A 17,207-nucleotide genomic window follows, 5' to 3' on the forward strand; every position below is an offset into this window, starting at 1 on the left:
AACTGTCAGTACCGCAGGTGCCCGCTGGGCTGGAGCAGGGAGTTGAAGGTGCAGGACAATGTTGTCGACCCGGTTGCCCACAATCGGGCAGCGTGGGACAGGTATGTCCAAGAGGGCAACGAGTGGTCGAGGCCGGTGAGTTCTGAGGATGTCGAGCGCGCCGGCATGGGCGACTGGTCGATCGTGCTCATCGGGCATGAGCCAGTCGACCGCTCCTGGCTGCCGACGGACCTGACCGGCAAGGACGTGTTGTGCCTGGCCTCCGGTGGCGGCCAGCAGGGTCCGATCCTCGCCGCCGCGGGGGCGAGGGTCACCGTATTCGACAACTCACCCGGCCAGCTCGGCCAGGACCAGATGGTGGCGGCGCGCGACGGACTCGAACTGCTCACCGTCCTGGGCGACATGCGTGACCTCAGCGCCTTCGGCGACGCGACATTCGATGTCGTATTCCATCCGGTCTCGAACCTGTTCGTACCGGACTTGGCAGCGGTGTGGCGTGAGTGCTTCCGCACGCTCCGACCGGGCGGAACACTGCTCGCGGGCTTCCTCAACCCTGATGCGTACTTGTTCGACCACGAGGCGCTCGACGAGCGCGGCGAGCTGATCGTCGTACACAAGCTGCCTTACAGCGATGTCACGCAGTACTCCGCCGAGGAACGGGCCACCAAGTTCGGCGCGGATGCCGCTCTTGAATACAGCCACACCCTCACCGACCAGATCGGCGGGCAGCTCGCCGCGGGGTTCGTCGTTACCGGCTTCACGGAAGCGCCGCACCAGTCCAACGCATCCGCACCCTACATGTCGCACTATTTTGCAACGCGGGCGGTCAAGCCGGGCTGACCCAGCCGCGGGACTGGATGAGACAGACGTGTCCCGGAATGGCCCAGTAGAGGGTTGCGCCGGCCTGATCCCCCCACTGACTTCGCTGAGCCGTGGTCCGGTCTCACCAACACGCTGCCGGAGCGCTCAAAAACGAGGGAGCGGCACACTCCGGACGAGGCCGCTGATCACGCGCTCGGACGCTCCCGTGGCGGGCTGAGCACCAAGGTCCACCTGGCCGCAGACGGCCACGCACGGCCCCTCGCCTTCACCGTCCCCGCAGGCCAGGCAGGCCACACGATCCGACAGGCCCTCGATCGCCTACCAGGCCGCGCCCCGCCTCGCGGGCATCTTGATCTGGGCTCGACGCTGACCAAGAAACAGAACCTAGCGGTGAACAACAGGGTCTGGTGGAAAGGGTGGTCCCCAGTCCGGCGGCAACAATGCCCACGAACCGTGTTCCAACCACTCTCTGAATTCGATAGGCCGGGCGCCAGTGACGTGGTCCAGGGAGAGCGGGACGATCCGGTCACAGGTAGCCCGTCCGTCCCACCACACTGTGCCAGCGAGCGGGCCGGTCAGTGCCAACAGGGTGGAGAAGCCGCACCCGTGCTCCTGGATGACGACCGCACCGGCCGTCTTCAGGTCCTCGAACCCGTCGGCCTCGTCGACCCAGGCACGCCAAGCTGTCCGATACGCGGCGTGATCCTCGAACGCCTCAGCCTGCGGCTCACGCACCATCAGTTCTTCGTCGGCCTCCGCATAGGAGTCAGGGTGCGGAAAGGGAATGGACAGCAGCCCGCGCCGCCGCTCATCGTTCCCGGCCCACCACCAACCACGCCCGGCCCGCTCAAGCCGGGAAAGCGCCCCGCCCGCGCTCACCTCGCGCAGATAGGCCCGATATTCCTCGGGAAAGGACACACCGAGTTCCCGTTCGGCCTCGACGATCTCGACTTCAGTGAGGGGGGACTCGGTCATGGGGCGAGCCTAAGCCGTGTCGTTCAGACCATCAGTCGGCTCACGAGACGCCAGCCCATGACCCGAGTCAGACTGATCCACGAAGGACACGGCCCAGTGCTCACAAGCATCCGCGGCCGTCACTGCGAGGACGGCGGACACAGTCATGACTCTGCTGCCGGCCGCTGGCCGACAACTCTTGCTGCTTCGACAGCTTCCTTGTTGAGATCCTCGATGGAGCATTCTCCCCAGCTTCCCTCCTAGTCATCCAGGCTGACTGCACAGGAGACGAGGGAAGCCGGCTCGTCGGGATGGCCAAGGCCGTAGGCAATGTCAGCCCAGATGAGACGGGTACCGGTGCCAGGGTTCGGAGATCCATCAGCGACCGGGCAACGACGCCCGAGGGCCCCGATCTCGGGGTCGGGACTGTGGTCGGACTCAGGACCTGGGTCATGACGTAGTCGCGGCCGTGGTGGGCTTAGGGCCGGCATCGTGGTCGGGGGCCTGGTGGTGGTCATGGTCGGGTTCCTGGTCGGGCCAACCGCGGATGCGCAGGGGTGCACAACGCCTGACTGCGCAGCCTCATTGCGCATTCGGCGGCTCTGCGCAACGGTTGCGCACTGAGTCGGTGCCTGCGGAGGACGGCACGAGTGTGCAGGCGCGGCTTGCGCAGTCGATGGCGCCGGACGTCGAGCTGCCCGACCGGGTGGAGGGGTGCGCGGCCGGGTCCGGAGTCGGTGACGGCGGTGCGCAGTGTGCACCGCTTGGGGGACGTGTGGTCGGTGACGGTGGATGCGCAGTCTGCGGATGGCCGATTGATCACCTTCGCCGTGCCCGTTGTCGTCGGCCGGGCTGGGGGTTCTTTCACGGTGACCGGCGCTCCTGGTGTGGTGCGGGCCCGGTGCGGGCAAAGGCGCCGCAGTCGCCGTATCGGGTGCCCGTTGCTCAGGGCGCTCTGTCGTCGTCGGTGGGCGAGTTTTTGTCCGCGTACCTGGTGGGTGCGGGTGAGGTGGAGCGCTACCTCGCCCCTGGGGTGGAGCTGTCGACGGTGTCGCCTGCCCCGTTCCATGGGTGACGGTGCAGCGGGTCGGGCCATCGAGGAGGCCGCGGGCGCCGACAGGGCCATAGACGGTGCGGCGGTGCACGTTCTGGTCCAGGTCGAGGCCCGGGGCGGGGACGGGCGGTGGCCGCTCGCGTACGAGCTGGCGCTCACCGCCCGGTCGGGCCGGCGGGAGGTCACCGGGCCGGAGTCCGGGACGCCTCTTCAGAGCGGGGGCCGGTCATGACAGGACCAGCCGACTGTCCGCGTCGACGGTGACCTGCACGTTCGCCGAGAACCGGAGTTGCGGGAGGAGGCCGCGACGGACCGGTCGCGGACGCATGGGAACTCTTGCCAAGTGCTGCCCCGCCGCCAGACAGTTTGTGTCATGAAGCGGGACAGACTCCGCTATGCCCGGGCGAGTTCGCGCACCGTTGCCATGTCGCTGAAGGGAAGTAGTTCTTCACCGACGATCTGGTGTGGCTCGCTGCCTTTTCCGGCGATCAGGACGATGTCGTCCCGGCCTGCTGCGGTCAGGGCGAAGGCGATCGCGTGACGGCGGTCGGCACACCGTTCGAACGGTGTGCCGGTTGCCATGAGACCTGGGGTGATCTGGTCGAGGATCGCCTCGGCGTCTTCGTTGCGGGGGTTGTCGGAGGTGAGGACGCACAGGTCGGAGTGGGTCCCGGCGATCTTGCCCATCTCGGCGCGCTTGGTGGTGTCACGGTCCCCGCCACAGCCGAAGACGGTGATGACACGGCCGGGAGCGAAGCCCCGGATGGTGGTCAGAACCTTGTCCAGGGAGTCCGGTGAGTGGGCGTAGTCCACGATCACCGATGTCCCGCGCGGGGTCTGAAAGCGTTCGAACCTGCCCGGGACCGGGGGCATCCGGTCGAGCGCGGCGACCAGACCGCCCAGGTCGTGCCCCAGTGCGTGGCAGGCCGCCACGGTGGCCAGCGCGTTGGCCACCGAGTACCGGCCCGGTACGGGAATCGCCGCCGGATACTTGCGGCCGTCGTGGTGCAGGGTGAACCGCGTGCCGGAAGCATCCACGGCGAGGTCGGTGGCCCGGTAGTCCGCCTCCTCGGCGTCGAGGCCGTAGGTGGTGACCGCGCCGGGCATCATCGCCTGGATCCGGGCGCCCACCGGGTCGTCGGCGTTGACCACCGCGCGCCGGCACAAACCCTGGAACAGGCGGAGCTTGGCGTCCCGGTAGTTCTCCATCGTTCCATGATCGTCCAGGTGATCCTGCGTCAGATTGGTGAAGACCCCGACATCGATGAACGCGCAGTCCACCCGGTGCGTCAGCAGGGCCATCGACGTGGCCTCCAGCACCACGCCGCCGGCCCCGCGGTCGCGCATGCAGCCAAGCAGGTACTGCAAGTCCGGCGACTCAGGCGTGGTCAGTACCGACCGCGGCATCAAGATCGGCTCGTCGCCGATCCGACTGCCGGCCGTCCCGATGACCCCCACCGTCGCGCCCTCGGAGAGCCGCAACACCGACTCGACCATGTACGACACCGAGGTCTTCCCGTTGGTGCCGGTGATCGCCACCATGTCCATCTGCCGCCCCGGCTCGCCAAAATAGCGGGAGGCGACGACCGCGGCTGCCATCCGGGTGTCCGGCACCCGCACGGCGCACACACCCGCCGCCAACATCGGCAGACGGGGTGCCGCCCCGTCGACGAGTACCGCCGCCGCGCCACGTGCGAGGGCCGGTCCGACAGAGCCGGGACCACCTTCGCGGTGCCCGGGCACCGCGATGAACAGCGAGCCCGGCGTCACCCGGTCGGCGTCGAAGGTCGTTCCCGCGGTGATCCATGTCGTCTCCGGATCCCCCTGGAGAATGTGGTGGTCCTGCCCGGCCAGCAGCTCGCTCAGCTTCACGATGATTCCTTCGAAGGTGGCTCGGCCCGGTCGCGCGGCCGTCGCCAGGCGGCAGCACCGGCAGAGCGCCGGAGCTGCGGTGGTGACGTGGAGCAATAGGCGGGAACATGCCCGACGAGAGCCGGATGCGACAGCTCAGCCCTGCAGGCGACGTCCTACGGTGTTCTTGGAAGTGCAGCGAGCCAGGTCAGCGGCTGTGAGGATCGCTAGCCGTGGCCGTGCAACGCGCCGCGGCCGGTCTGCGGCGCCTGGACGTCGGCTGCGGTCGCCAAGCCGACGGCCGCCGGACCCGAAGTGGCCGGACACAGCGCACCGGTGGCCTGCTGCAGGCACTCCCTCACGGCACGTGTACGACCCATAGGCCGAGTGTACGTTCACTTGGGCGGCTTGAAACCCGCCTCCGAGGCACCGTCGGCTCAGTGACCCACTCACCACCACCTGCCAGCCGTAGCCGCACGTCGGCACCTGCACCAAATCGATGGAGGAGTCCTACACACGGGTGCGCTCAGAAACGCACCAGACACCGGAGGTCGAAAAGCGGCTTCGCAAAGAGGTGGTCCGCCTGAAGGACGCTCTCAAGGACTCCTGGGCTGTCGAGGCCAAGTCCCGCCATCCGTTCCGCCCCCTTCCAGGCCATGGACCGGCTGCTGGTCGGCACTCCGCAGCGCAGCGACGGCAGCCTCACGGTCGCCGCCCCGGCCCGCGAGGCAGGCGTCTCCCGGGCCAGCGCCTACCGGGCGGGCGAGGTCTTGGAGCTCTTCCGGCAACGCGTCGACGAACGCTCCAGCAGCCCCGACGTCCCGGCGAACCTGCGCGAACGCATCCGCGAACTACAAGGCGAACTCCGCGAAGCTCACCGAGCCAGCCACGAGGAGAGCATCGACCTTCGCCGGTCCGTCGACACACTCGCCCAACGGGTCCCGGCCCTCGCCCTGGACAACGAACGGCAAACTGCAGTGCAGGATGCCCTGCTTGTCACGGCGCGTCGTGTCCCAGCGTCGGGAGCCCCCATGGCGGGGTGTCCTCGGCGACGAGGTGGAGCATGGGGTGGCTGGTGAGGGCTTGCTGGAGTCCGGCCAGGCCTTCGGCGAGTGCGGCGCGTTGGTGGTCGGGCATGGTGTTGAGGGCGTGGAGGAGGACCTGGTCGCGTCGCTCACGGATATGGGTCAGATGTTCGCGGCCTGTACTGGTTACGCGGAGCATGACTTCGCGGCGGCTGTCGTGGCAGGGCTGGCGTTCGACGAAGCCGAGGGTGTGGAGGCGGTCGACCAGGCGGGAGACCGAGGGCGGGGATGCGGTCAGGAGCCGGGCGAGGGCTCGCATGCGGATTCCGTCCTCGCGGTCGACGAGGTACAGCACGCGCAGCTGAGAGACCGAGATGTATGGAGGCGGGGCGGCGTTGCGGTCCTGTTCCCACAACAGGTCGAGGAGTTCGGCCGTGCGGCCGGCCTGGCGGGCGACGGCCACGTGCGGGCCGGGGCCGGGGCCGGGGTCTATCCACTCGGTCATGCGTTTCCCATCCACGGGGCCCGGCTCCTGAACGGGGTCACCACACGCGGTGGCACGTGGCAGCGGTCGATCCGGCGCGGCGAAGTTCCGGGCATGTGGTCAGCAAAGGTTCTGCCTTCTCTTACGACTGTTCATCCGACTCGGTCCCAAACCCCTGCTCGTCCGCCCGTCCCGGGCTGGGACATGAACGGCCCCGGGAGCCAAGTGCGGTCGAGGCCTTATGCCGCGGCCGTCGGGTCTGCCGTTCCGGCCTCTCGGCGGTGGGCGGCGTTCAGCTGCTGCGCTTCTTCGAGCTGGTCCTCCAGGACGACGATGCGGCACGCGGCCTCGATCGGCGTGCCCCCGTCGACGAGCTCTCGGGCGCGGGCGGCGATGCGAAGCTGGTAGCGGGAGTAGCGGCGGTGGCCGCCCGGTGAGCGCAGCGGGGTGATCAGTCGGGCTTCGCCAATTGCGCGGAGGAAGCCCTGGGTGGTGCCGAGGAGTTCGGCGGCCCGGCCCATCGTGTAAGCGGGGTAGTCATCGTCATCAAGCCGGCCATACGAGTCGTCCGCTGTCATTGCACCTCTCTCATGAAAACGCGTGGAGGGGCCCTGGCGCTCGTCGCGCCAGGGCCCCGAAGGAACTGCTACACCATCTGCCGGCCCTGATACTGCGCCGGCCTTCTGTTTCCGTGAACCCGACCGGACTGGCTCAGAGTTCGCGGGGATCGCGGTTGCTCGACCGGAGACCACCTCACTATCGATGTCCTGCGGTACCCGGGCTCAGCCAGTCCACCCGGGCGATCCTGACGGCGTCGTGCTCCTTCGTTCATTCCCTCTTGGTTCCAGCGCCTTCGAGCAGCGCTGCCTCTTGCTGGTACCGCGTACTGCACTGCCTTGCCAGTGATGCGAACTGCTCGGCGACCTGAACAAGCGTCACCCCTTCGACAACCAGCCCCGTCGCCCGTCCTGCACCTGCTCTGGCTTGGAACCCCACTGCCGAACCTCCCGGTGCGCGCGCCCGCAGCCGACGCCTTCACCGAGGCACCACTCACACACCTGCACTGCGAGATACCACGAACTGCACCTACAGGTACTGCAACTCACCTTCGGTCCTGCACACGGCGGCCCCTGATCACTGCGGGCCACCCGGTCCGGCCGTCAGCCCCGTCGCCGACCTGCGACAACCCTGGCTTCGGAACTCCACCACCGCACCGTCCTGGCAACTGCAACCACGTCTTACTGCCCGGCAGTTCGTGTCTGCCAGGCCCTGCTGTCTTTCTGGCTACGAGAGAAACCATAGCCAGCAGATCAAGCAATGTCTACTCCAGCCACCACAGATTTGTGTGTCACCTCCGAGGAGGTAATCGGGCTCGAACAGAACGGCCCTGCCGCCCTCCGGAAGCAGCGCGGAGAGCACCATGGGAGTTGAAGCCGGCAGCAACCACCGCGCACTTCACCGGTACGGGCCAGCACTGGCTGCCGCGGGCTCTGCGTCGCCAGAAGGGTGGGGCCCCTTGACCGTCACTGCTCGGGCCCCCACCGTTCGCGCATCGACCGGTGCGCGCCGCCCGCTCACGGAGGCAGGCCGCGCAGCAGCGTACGACGCCTCCCGGGATGGGTCTCTGCCTCCAGGGGGCGCCGGATGGGCGGCCCGCGCATGGCGAGGTACGGAGTCGTGCGGTCAGCGGACACGGGCGAGGTTGACCCCCGCCTGGTGTCGGTGACTGTGACGATCAGGAGCCGAGTCCGGGTCAGATGAGGATCATGGTGTCCGGGGGTCAGGTGAGTCGTTCTTGCTGGTGGCAGTCGTCCGGACCGCCCCTTACCGGAGGATCTCCTGTTGATGAATCAGCCTGTCCGTATCGTGTTCCGCTCTGCCGCTCGCGACGCTCCCGCTGCCGGCGAAGGGCTTCGGGTGGCGCTGTACCAGGGCCAGGGCCCGGTCGGCAGTCGGCAGGCGGTGGAGCAGAACCTGGAGCGTCTGGTCGAGGTGACCGCGCTGGCGGCGGACTACGGCTGTCAGGTGGTGGTCTTCCCGGAGAAGTACACCACCGGCTACGCGATCGGCCCCAAGCAATGCCGTGAGCTGGCCGAACACCGCGAGGGCCCTTCCATCGAGCGTGCGCGGCTGGCGGCCAAGGAGAACGCCCTGGCCGTGGTCCTGCCCTACCCCGAACGCGACGGGGCCGCCTTCTACGACTCGATCAGCGTCATCGCCCCGGACGGGCTGGTGGCGGCGAACTACCGCAAGACCCACCTGTACGGGGCCGCCGAGCGGCGCAACTACTCCTTCGGCCAGGACCTGCCGCCCGTGGTCAGCCTGAACGGCATCGGGGTGGGCGTCCTCAACTGCTACGAGTGCGAGTTCCCGCCGCTGTACCAGTACCTCGCTGAACACGGCGCCCAGGTCGTGCTCGGACCCACCGCGGCTGACGGGCACTTCCGCCTGGCCGACGGCACCATGAGCCAGGTCCCCTACCAGGACGCCACCCGCCACATCATCCCGGCCATGGCGAGCATCTGGCGCCTGTTCATCGCCTACGCCAACCGCCGCGGCTGGGAACAGGTCCCCGCCGGCGCCTGGCAGTACCAGGGCAACTCCGGCATCTGGGCCCCTGACGGCGAAGCACTGATCGCCGCCACGGCCGAGGACCGCCACCACGACTGCCTGCTCATCGCCGACTGCCTCCCCGTCACCATCCCGCCCTTCAGCCCCGAAGGCCACCACCCCACCGACAACCGCCTGGCCCTCAACCCCACCCTGCAACCCGCCCGCTGAGATCCCCACCGCAGGGCCGGGGTCATCTCCTCCCGGTGGAGCGCGGTTCGATCTCAACATCGGCCGTGCGATTCGCGGCCGGCTCCTCAAACGCCCAGGCCATCCGGCAACGCCTCTTCAAGGGGTGGGGGAGCAGCGTTCGTGGCCTGCGGCCCACTTCGCTCACCACGAACGGCGGCCCAACGCGGACCGCACCCTTCCCTCTTTCGGGGAGGTGACCTGTGCGCACTGGAGTCGTTCAATGTGGGGATGTCTTCTGAGCGGACGTATCCAGAGGTGCTGGACGGCCGAGACGACCATGGTTGGGCCTCGTCTCGGCCACCAGCCGTTCCGCAGGACAGCGATTCCCTCATCGACCAGATAGTCGCGGCGGTCAGGACCGGCGACGATCCCGCGATCCGACGCCTGCTCGCCGAGCTCGCCCCACGTGCCGACGTCGCGGTCCTTCTTTCGCTGCGCGAGCGGCTTTATGCCGATATCCCCGCGAACGCCCCGAGCCCTGGTACGCCTCAGAACGCGGCGCATGAGAGGCCGCCGTCGCTCTAGTTACATCCGCGAGCAGCAGCTCAGGCTGTGGCGCGGAAGGACGATGCGTCCGGGTGCATGGGGAAGACCTGGTCCAGGCCGGTGAGCGACAGGATCCTGGCGGTGTCGGCGGGGACTGCGGCCAGGGCGATGCGTGCGCCGTGCTCGGTGGCCAGGTTCCGGGCTGCCAGCAGAGCCGAGAGGCCGCTGGAGTCGCAGTACTCCAGGCCGGTCAGATCCAGGACCAGCAGGTACCCGTCGGTCAGGGTGAGGGTGTCGAGGGCTTGTCCGAGGTCGGGGGCGCTCGCGTAGTCGAGGTCGCCGACGATCTCCAGTACGGGACCGGTTGCGGCGTCTCGGCGGGTGATCGTCAACTGGCTCATGGCAGGTCTGCGTCTCCATGTACGGGGGCGGGCACGCCGAGGGCGAGCAGGGCGGTGTCGTCGTCGAGGCCGTCACCGAAACCGGCGAGGAGCCCCGTCAGGGCAGTGACCAGCGCCTGGGGACCCGCTGGCGGCTGGGCCGAGGCGAACGTACACAGGGCATCTTCACCATAGAGCTCGCGCTGCGGGCCGATTCGGGCCTCGGTCAGGCCGTCGGTGTAGAGCAGCAAGGTGTCACCTTGGGCCAACTCGGTGCGGGCGCAGGCGATGCGCGGGTTGGGCAGGACGCCGATGAGCATCCCGCCGGGGGTGGGGAGGTAGTCGGCGGTGCCGTTCGCGCGCTGGATGAGCGCCGGGGGGTGGCCACCGGAGGCCAGATGCAGGCTGACGCGGTCGCCGTCGGGCTGCAGGACACCGAATATCGCGGTGCAGTAGCGGGTGTCGCCCCGGGTGTACCGCTCGTGGAGCACCGTGTTGAGGGTGCGCAGAACGGTTTGGGGGTCGGGGTTGTGCAGGGCGGCGGCCCGCAGCGTGGAGCGGGTCAGGGAGGTCAGCGCGGCCGCCTGGGGGCCCTTGCCGCAGACGTCGCCGAGGAAGAAAGCCCACCGGTTGGTGTCCAGGGGGAACAGATCGTAGAAGTCTCCGCCGAGCAGGTCCGGGGAGGCCGTGTGGTAGTACGAGGCGGCCTCCAGGCCGGGGACCTCGGGCAGTGCCGTGGGCAGCAGGTTCTGCTGGAGCACGGCGAGGGCCTCCTGGAGCCGGGCGCGGTCTGCTTCCGCATGCCGGCGCGCGGCCTCCGCCTCCTGGCGGCCGCGCAGCAGCTCCTGTTCATAGGCCCGGCGGTCGCGGGCGTCGAACAGGGTGGTGCGGATCAGCAGGGGTTCGCCGTCCTCGCTGGTCTTCACCTTCGAGGTGACCAGCACTGGCATCCGCTTCTTCCCGCCGGCCTTGAGGTCCAGCGCGATACCGCTGACCTCGCCCTTCATCTGCAGCATCGGGGCGAAGTGCGTCTCGTGGTAGAGCTTGCCGCCCACCGTGAGCAGGTCGGCGAACCGCATCCGGCCCACCACCCGGTCCCGGGACAGGCCCAGCCAGTGCAACAAGGTGGTGTTGATCTTCGCGATGGTGCCGTCCATCAGCGTCGACAGATAGCCGCACGGAGCCTGCTCATACAGCTCCTCGACGCTGTCCTCCAGCAGCGAGGTGAACGCCGCGTCCGTGGCGCCGACCTCGTGCTCGGTATCCAGGTCCTGCTCTCTGTCACACATCATCGGGCGGCCCCCATGAACTCGGTGGCCGCCGCAGTGGCCTGCGGCGCGCTCACCGCCCGGAAGCCTCTGCCCAGCGTGGGTACCCCAAGCCGCCACGGGCTCTTGTCACAGCCGGACCCGTGCGCCAGAAGCACCACCGGTCCAACGGCTCGACCAGTGACGGAGATGTTGTTGCTGCGACGGAAATCCATACTGTCGGTTTCCCGTTGTCCTCGACATCAACCAGATTGATCGCCGCCGGGGAGGAGCGCGGGCGTGTGAGCTGCGGGAACGAGGTTTACCCCCGTTCGTGCGGCTCTTGGTGCGCCGTCGAATAGGGAACCGTTTACCCGAACGTCTGCACCCGACCGGCGCTCACCCATGGGCCGCCTCTGCCTGGCAACACCCTTGTACGCCCGCGCCGCCAGCGCCTCCACGTCGAACTGCTCATGGAGGCGCCCCAGCGCTCATGCAACGACCTCGGCGAGCGGGTCGGCGCCGATCTCCTCCGGCTCCTGACCGCCCGAGCGGCGCGGCGGGACCACCAATCGACGAGCCAGGGCCCCTGCCGCCTCGTTGCCGTGGTCCGTCCGCACGATGTGGAGAAGATCGTCTCAAGCACCCGGCACGTCAGCCACGTTGTACAACGCCCACTGAACCGCTCCGGATCGATGGAGGCCCGGGTGAGGCTTCGCACTGACAGCGGTGGGTACATCGGCAAGCATGGACGCCGGCGCATGGATATCGCTGATAGCTACGGGGATCGTCTTGCTCGTCGGAGCGGGGCTCATCTGCTACGAGCATTGGGGATCCGGAGCGAACCAGAGCCAGGAGTATGACCTCGGTCCGGACAACACCAGCGGCGGAGGCGGAGGCGGCTGACGCCCACGGTTGGGCCGAACCGCCTCAGCCCGTCGACCGGACGCTTCAACCCCTCCACGCCGCCTCCACCCCTCCCGCGCCCGGCGGCAGACAGCGCGGCGGGTCGGCCCGGCTCGTGGCCGTGCCGCCCCGCGACGTGCGTGACGTGGTGGGATGCCTCCGGATCCGTGGCGGAGGCACCCAGCTCAGATGTGGTCAGCGCTGGTGGTGACCGTGGTGTCCGTGGTGGCCCCAGGAGGCTTCGTCGACGAAGCGGCCGTGATTGTTGCGCAGGATCACGGTGTCGGAGCGGTGGTCCCACACGTAGGTGCGGCGGCCCTGGTAGACGTCACGGCGCGAGTCGAGGCCGATGCCGGTGTGGACGCGGACGGTGGCGCGGCCGGCGAGGAGGTACTGGTCGAAAGTGTAGGTGCGGTCGTCCTCATCCGCCCGGGTCCAGCCGTCCAGGTTTACGCCGTGACGCGAGTAGTTGGTGATCTCCACCCACTCGCCGTTCAGCAAGCGATTGGAGCGGTTGCCCCAGCCCGGAGAGTCGTACTGAACGCTGCTGATCTCCACCGTCTGACGGTGCGGACGGTGATCGGCAGCGGAGGCGGGCACGGCTTCGCGCCTGGACCACGCCCGTTTGTGAGGCCCGGTACCACTAGGCGCCTGTGCATGCAGTTCCCGCCAGGTCTCCGCACGGGCCTCTCGTCCGGACACCGCCCGCTGACCGGACCCCCTGTCCGGAGCTCTCAGCCCTCGCCCCACGACCACGCTCGACGGGACCGGTTCCGGCGGCGCTTCGGACGGCCGGTCCGCATTCGTCGGCCCGCGCGATGGGCGAGGGCCGCGACCAGGCCCCGGCCGCGGGCCCGTCGAAACGGCCGCCCGGACGGGAAGCGGACGCACACCCGGGATCAGGCGCCCCCGGCGGGCGGTGCGCCCTTGTCCGGCGGGGCGGTCTGGTTGCCGGACGCGAGGGTGATGAACGTGTCGAGGACGGTTTCGAGGACGCGGGGATCGCGGTGGACCTGTGCGAGGAGCAGGCCGCCCTGGAGCGCGGCGAGCAGCGTGAGGGCGAGGTCGTCCGGGCTGGTTCCGTCCGCACGGTGCCCGGCGGCGGGCAGGTTGCGCAGACTGTCTCCCATGGCTGCGGACCAGCGGTCGAACCCGGCGGCGATCAAGGCGCGGGCCTCGGGATCCGCCTCGGAGAGCTGGCCACCGAGTGAACCGAGAGGGCAGCCGCCCCTGGCCCCGGTGTTCGTCGCGTGGGCCATCACCATCTCCCGCCAGGCCCGCAGGCCTTCGGCGCTGCCGAGGTCGGCCTGACGCTGGTTGGCCGCGAGGGTGTCGGCCTGGTGGTCGATGACCGCCTGGACGAGGTCGTCCTTGTCGGCGAAGTAGTGGTAAAGCTGCGAGCCGCTCACCTCCGCCGCGGCCCTCACCTCGTCGAGTGTCGTGTCCGCGACGCCGCGCTCGTGGATCAGCCTGGCGGCGCACTCCACGATCCGCGCCCTGGTGCGCGCCCCCTTGGCGGTCAGCTTCGGCCGTTCCCGCGTCTCCCTGCCCATGAGCGCCACCCTAACCCTTCTGGGTTTGACAACCCACTTCCACACCAGAAGACTGGGTTACAGAACCCATTTTCACGATCCGGAAGACCGAAGGACTCCTCATGATCCTCGTCACCACAGCGGGAAAGGTCGGCTCCGAAGCCGTGCGCCTGCTTGCCGAACGCGGCCTGCCGGTACGGGTACTGGTCCGGAACCCCGCGAAGGCGAAGCCGTTGGCCGAGGCGGGCGTCCAGGTCGTCGTCGGCGACCTGGACGCGTCGGCAAGCATCGACACGGCGATGACGGGCGTAACGGCGGTGGTGCTGGTCAGCCCGGCCGTGCCCGCGCAGGAACTGAATGTCGTCGCCAGTGCCGCGCGGGCCGGAGTCGGACACATCGTCAAGGCCACCAGCAAGGCCTCCCTCGATTCCCCGATCGCCCGGCGTCGCGGGCAGAGCGAGATCGAGGCAGGCCTCGCCGCCAGCGGGGTGCCCCACAGCCTGCTGCGGTCGAACGCCTACATGCAGAACGTCCTGGCCTCGGCACCCGAGATCGCCCGCACCGACGGCTTCGGCTCCCCTGCCGGCAAGGGCCGTACCGGGATGGTCGACGCCCGGGACGTCGCGGCGGTGGCCGCCGAGATCGCCGCCGCACCGGACGCGCACGCCGGCAAGACCTACTGGCTCACCGGCCCGCAGCTGGTCTCCAACTATGACGTGGCCACCGTGCTCTCCAGGCTGCTGAACCGCACCATCACCTACCGCGAACTCACCTTCGAGCAGGCCAAGGACGCGATGATCCGTGCCGGGCTCCCCGAACAGATCGCGCACATGAACGCACAGGCACTCAGCCTGACCGCCGACGGCGACGCCGAATGGGTCACCGAAGACGTACCGAACCTGCTCGGCCGCCCGGCACGCTCCTTCGAACAGTTCGCCGCCGACCACACGGCCACGTTCACCTGAGCAGCACTCGCACAGGGTGTGCTGCTCATCGTCGAGGGTCCTACTGTTCCGGCGACCGGGCCGAGCACTCTCCGGCCGGGCATCGTGAAGGTCCAGGTGGTGTCGTCGGTCAGGACCGCTTCCGGCCCGAACTCGTCCAGGGCGTGGGCGTACTTCGCCACCGAGGCTGAAGTTCGGCGATCACGGGACCACCGTCAGCTTGCTCTTGCCTTGGATGTGACCCTGCGCGGCTCGTGCGTGTGCGCCGGTCGCCTCGGACAGCGGGTAGGTGCTGTCCACTCCGACCTGGAGCGTGCCCTCGGCGAACAGGCGCCCGGCATGTGCCGTCCTACCGGCGCCGATGACGCTTGTAGACCGTCTCCCACGGCCCGAACCGCTCCGGCAGATCCCGCCCCTGCACTCCCCCGCACGGACCCGATGCAGCACCCCGTTGATCACCATGTGGGGATCACTCCACCGACCCCCACGCACGCCGTCGCGAGGCAAGAACGACTCCAGACGATCCCACTCCGCGTTCGGTACATCTCCGCGTCCCGTGCAAGCAGCCTGCCCCCACAGTCTCCCCGTGCTGGTCGGGCGCGGTGTTGTGGACTGATTTCCGTAGTAGAGCGAGCCTGCGGCCTATGAGACGCCGGGCCCGCCTTGACTCCCGCTGAGGCCGTTGGCCCGGTGCGTCCCCGAAAGGCAGGTCCGAAGCCCGGATTTTCACGCTTCCGGGTTCTGCCGTGGGGTGCTCGGCCGTGACGGAATGGGGGGTCACGTCACGCAGGGCATGCGGCCGGCGGCCGCCGCCATGTGCAGGCTCAACTGGCGCGCAGGCGGCTCCCCCGGCACTTTCCGAACCAAGAATGGACTTAACCGGTTCATGCTCTGTCAGACGTTCAGCGCCTGAGCGAGGGTGGGGTAGCACGGGATGACCGTGGGCAGATCGACGATCTGGACGACCTCCTGAATCGTCGGGTTCATCGCGGCGATGCGCAGCCAGCCGCCCGCCGCCATGGTGTCTCGATGAGCAGCGAACAGGACGTGGATGCCGCTGGAGTCCAGGAACGTAACGGCGCCCAGATCCAGAATGAAGCGGGATCCGCCGTCATCGACTCGCAGGGCCTCGCGCAGTAGGGCCGCCGTGTCGTCGTCGATCTCGCCCCTGCAGGCCACAACCCGGACGCCCGCTTGCGGCATGGTCCGGTTGATCGACAAGAGCGCGCGTTGCGTGATGTCGTCCTTCACAAATTTTCAGCGATCCTCTCCGGGTGAGAGCTGGGCGTGCATCGTGGCGTCGCGCGCCGATCAGAGGGTCTGTCCGCTGTTCTGGGGCGCCGGTTCTCGTTGCGGCGGGGACGGCGGAGCACGGATGAAGGACCACAGCGTTGCGCAGCCGGACGGTCCCGATCGCGGCATGGAGACAACAGATTCGAAAATATTGTCTTTCGGCAACTATCCTCTACGGAGGCTTTCCATGGCAACCCGCCTCTCCGCAGGGCTCACCGTCCGTGTGCCGAGGTGGCTTACAAGGCCTGATGGCCTGCCGCGCCCCCGTCCGGGTCGTCGGCAAGGACGACCGTGGCGGAGACCCTCTTGCCTGCGGGTTCGCGCTGAACGCAGAAGGCCTGACTCACCGCCATCACCAGCTCAAGTCCGTGCTGACCGATCCGCTCCGGATCCGCCGCCGGCACCCACGGCAGCACACTGCTACCGTCCGACACGCTGATCTCCACGGCTCCGCCCGCGACTTGAAGCGTCAGTTCGCAGGGACCGGGGGCGTATTTGCGGGCATTGGTCACCAGCTCGCTGACCACCAGCTGGACCATGCCCATCGCACGCCCCGACACCGGCAGACCGTGTACCGCCTGAAGCGACTCAAGGAAGACCCGGGCCATCTGGCGGGCTTCAGCTATCCCGGAACCACCCTCGAAGGTGGCCGATACCGCTACCGGAACATCCCGCATGGGCTTACGGCCCTCCGCTTGGGCAGCCTGATCCACAACTTGGCCTCACTTCCGAAGCGCAGGACCGTACCCGCTCCGGGTTCCCCAAGGGTCTCAGGTCAAGCCAGCCAAGGCCTGCACACATCGAACAACCAGTACGTATCGACGCCTAAGCGGCGGGTATGGGTTTGCACGCTGCGCTTCGCCCACGGCACGGTACGAGCGTGAGGGAGCCATGTTCCACCGGACGGCGTTCCCCTCCCCACGCCCGAAGACACCTCGCCTGTCACCGTGATCGAACCCAGGAAGGGACTTGGTGTGGAGATCTTCCGGGGCGCCAGCAAGTAGGCCCGGCAAGCAGCCCTGCCTCCGCGTTCAGACACTGGCTCCTGGATCGTGTCCCGGTGCGGGCAACTCTGCTGCGCGGTGGACGGGGCTGTCTGAGATGCGGAGCGCGCGTGTCTGGGTGCAGATGTCCAGCAGTTGCCGGACAGAGACGAGCGCGTCTACCGGATGACGGAGGCTGCCGTCCAGACAGAGGGTGTAGGGGGTGCGCCGCCCGGCGCGCTCGCGGCGGAGGTAGCCGGCCTGTTCGAGGTCGTTGACGGTCTTCTGAGCGGTCCGCTCGGTGATGTCACAAGTCGCGGCGATGTCCCGAAGGCGGCTGCCAGGATCGCTGGCGAAGGCTGTGCCCAGCCTGAGGATTCTCATTTTCGGGGCGCATCGGATGCGTGTGGACAGAGGAACTGGTGGACCGGGTACGGGGTGCCC

At 68.5% G+C, this 17,207-nt stretch carries 17 protein-coding genes and 2 pseudogenes; 5 read left to right on the forward strand and 14 right to left on the reverse strand.

The window, feature by feature from the left end; translation table 11 throughout:
* Positions 1 to 48: 48 nt before the first annotated feature.
* Both OG406_RS04150 and OG406_RS39375 read left to right on the forward strand, forming a co-directional pair.
* Positions 49 to 840: a class I SAM-dependent methyltransferase gene (locus tag OG406_RS04150; RefSeq protein WP_267049505.1), complete on the forward strand. Its 792-nt coding sequence runs from the start codon at positions 49 to 51 to the stop codon at positions 838 to 840.
* Positions 841 to 1,014: 174 nt separating this feature from the next.
* Positions 1,015 to 1,113: pseudogene (locus OG406_RS39375) on the forward strand (IS5/IS1182 family transposase); the annotation flags it as partial.
* Between the two features lie 93 nt (positions 1,114 to 1,206).
* Here the strand turns inward: OG406_RS39375 and OG406_RS04160 are convergent.
* On the reverse strand, positions 1,207 to 1,797 hold the full coding sequence (locus OG406_RS04160; RefSeq protein WP_329184025.1) for an SMI1/KNR4 family protein: 591 nt from the start codon (positions 1,795 to 1,797) through the stop codon (positions 1,207 to 1,209).
* Between the two features lie 1,046 nt (positions 1,798 to 2,843).
* Between OG406_RS04160 and OG406_RS04165 the strand changes: the two genes are divergently transcribed.
* A complete protein-coding gene (locus tag OG406_RS04165; protein ID WP_329184027.1) occupies positions 2,844 to 3,062 on the forward strand; it encodes a hypothetical protein in 219 nt (72 codons plus the stop codon).
* A 161-nt stretch (positions 3,063 to 3,223) separates the two neighbouring features.
* Here the strand turns inward: OG406_RS04165 and OG406_RS04170 are convergent, their stop codons facing one another.
* The 4 genes from OG406_RS04170 to OG406_RS04185 form a co-directional block, all read right to left on the reverse strand.
* Complete coding sequence (locus OG406_RS04170) at positions 3,224 to 4,702, reverse strand: UDP-N-acetylmuramoyl-L-alanyl-D-glutamate--2,6-diaminopimelate ligase (RefSeq protein WP_329184028.1); 1,479 nt, start codon at positions 4,700 to 4,702, stop codon at positions 3,224 to 3,226.
* A 206-nt stretch (positions 4,703 to 4,908) separates the two neighbouring features.
* Entirely contained in the window at positions 4,909 to 5,061 is a 153-nt protein-coding gene (locus OG406_RS04175; RefSeq protein WP_267049497.1) for a hypothetical protein, read from the reverse strand.
* A gap of 616 nt (positions 5,062 to 5,677) precedes the next feature.
* Complete coding sequence (locus OG406_RS04180) at positions 5,678 to 6,211, reverse strand: MarR family winged helix-turn-helix transcriptional regulator (RefSeq protein WP_329184031.1); 534 nt, start codon at positions 6,209 to 6,211, stop codon at positions 5,678 to 5,680.
* A gap of 218 nt (positions 6,212 to 6,429) precedes the next feature.
* A complete protein-coding gene (locus OG406_RS04185; protein ID WP_329184033.1) occupies positions 6,430 to 6,768 on the reverse strand; it encodes a helix-turn-helix domain-containing protein in 339 nt (112 codons plus the stop codon).
* Between the two features lie 1,339 nt (positions 6,769 to 8,107).
* On the opposite strand from OG406_RS04185, the gene OG406_RS04190 reads away from it, so the two are divergent.
* Entirely contained in the window at positions 8,108 to 8,971 is an 864-nt protein-coding gene (locus OG406_RS04190; RefSeq protein ID WP_329184035.1) for a nitrilase-related carbon-nitrogen hydrolase, read from the forward strand.
* A gap of 566 nt (positions 8,972 to 9,537) precedes the next feature.
* Here OG406_RS04190 and OG406_RS04195 read toward each other — a convergent pair.
* The 5 genes and pseudogenes from OG406_RS04195 to OG406_RS04220 form a co-directional block, all read right to left on the reverse strand.
* Complete coding sequence (locus OG406_RS04195; protein ID WP_329184037.1) at positions 9,538 to 9,879, reverse strand: STAS domain-containing protein; 342 nt, start codon at positions 9,877 to 9,879, stop codon at positions 9,538 to 9,540.
* Entirely contained in the window at positions 9,876 to 11,147 is a 1,272-nt protein-coding gene (locus OG406_RS04200; RefSeq protein ID WP_329190641.1) for a PP2C family protein-serine/threonine phosphatase, read from the reverse strand. Before OG406_RS04200 ends, OG406_RS04195 begins: the two co-directional genes overlap by 4 nt.
* 452 nt (positions 11,148 to 11,599) lie before the next feature.
* Positions 11,600 to 11,743, reverse strand: a pseudogene (locus OG406_RS04210) (AraC family transcriptional regulator); the annotation flags it as partial.
* A gap of 463 nt (positions 11,744 to 12,206) precedes the next feature.
* Positions 12,207 to 12,611: a lamin tail domain-containing protein gene (locus OG406_RS04215; RefSeq protein ID WP_329184039.1), complete on the reverse strand. Its 405-nt coding sequence runs from the start codon at positions 12,609 to 12,611 to the stop codon at positions 12,207 to 12,209.
* A 299-nt stretch (positions 12,612 to 12,910) separates the two neighbouring features.
* A complete protein-coding gene (locus tag OG406_RS04220; RefSeq protein ID WP_329184041.1) occupies positions 12,911 to 13,564 on the reverse strand; it encodes a TetR/AcrR family transcriptional regulator in 654 nt (217 codons plus the stop codon).
* A gap of 101 nt (positions 13,565 to 13,665) precedes the next feature.
* Here OG406_RS04220 and OG406_RS04225 point away from each other — a divergent pair, with 101 nt between their 5' ends.
* Positions 13,666 to 14,508, forward strand: coding sequence for an NmrA family NAD(P)-binding protein (locus tag OG406_RS04225; RefSeq protein ID WP_329184043.1), 843 nt, complete (start codon positions 13,666 to 13,668; stop codon positions 14,506 to 14,508).
* Between the two features lie 180 nt (positions 14,509 to 14,688).
* On the opposite strand, the gene OG406_RS39380 is transcribed toward OG406_RS04225, so the two are convergent.
* The 4 genes from OG406_RS39380 to OG406_RS04250 form a co-directional block, all read right to left on the reverse strand.
* Entirely contained in the window at positions 14,689 to 14,949 is a 261-nt protein-coding gene (locus OG406_RS39380; RefSeq protein ID WP_443067048.1) for a zinc-binding dehydrogenase, read from the reverse strand.
* A 432-nt stretch (positions 14,950 to 15,381) separates the two neighbouring features.
* Complete coding sequence (locus OG406_RS04240) at positions 15,382 to 15,738, reverse strand: STAS domain-containing protein (RefSeq protein ID WP_329184045.1); 357 nt, start codon at positions 15,736 to 15,738, stop codon at positions 15,382 to 15,384.
* Between the two features lie 278 nt (positions 15,739 to 16,016).
* The gene (locus OG406_RS04245; protein ID WP_329184048.1) at positions 16,017 to 16,457 is read right to left on the reverse strand and encodes an ATP-binding protein; all 441 of its coding nucleotides are present in this window, start codon (positions 16,455 to 16,457) and stop codon (positions 16,017 to 16,019) included.
* A 354-nt stretch (positions 16,458 to 16,811) separates the two neighbouring features.
* Entirely contained in the window at positions 16,812 to 17,147 is a 336-nt protein-coding gene (locus tag OG406_RS04250; protein ID WP_329184050.1) for an ArsR family transcriptional regulator, read from the reverse strand.
* Positions 17,148 to 17,207 lie beyond the last annotated feature (60 nt).

The sequence above is a fragment of the Streptomyces sp. NBC_01428 genome (assembly GCF_036231965.1).
Classification (GTDB): domain Bacteria; phylum Actinomycetota; class Actinomycetes; order Streptomycetales; family Streptomycetaceae; genus Streptomyces.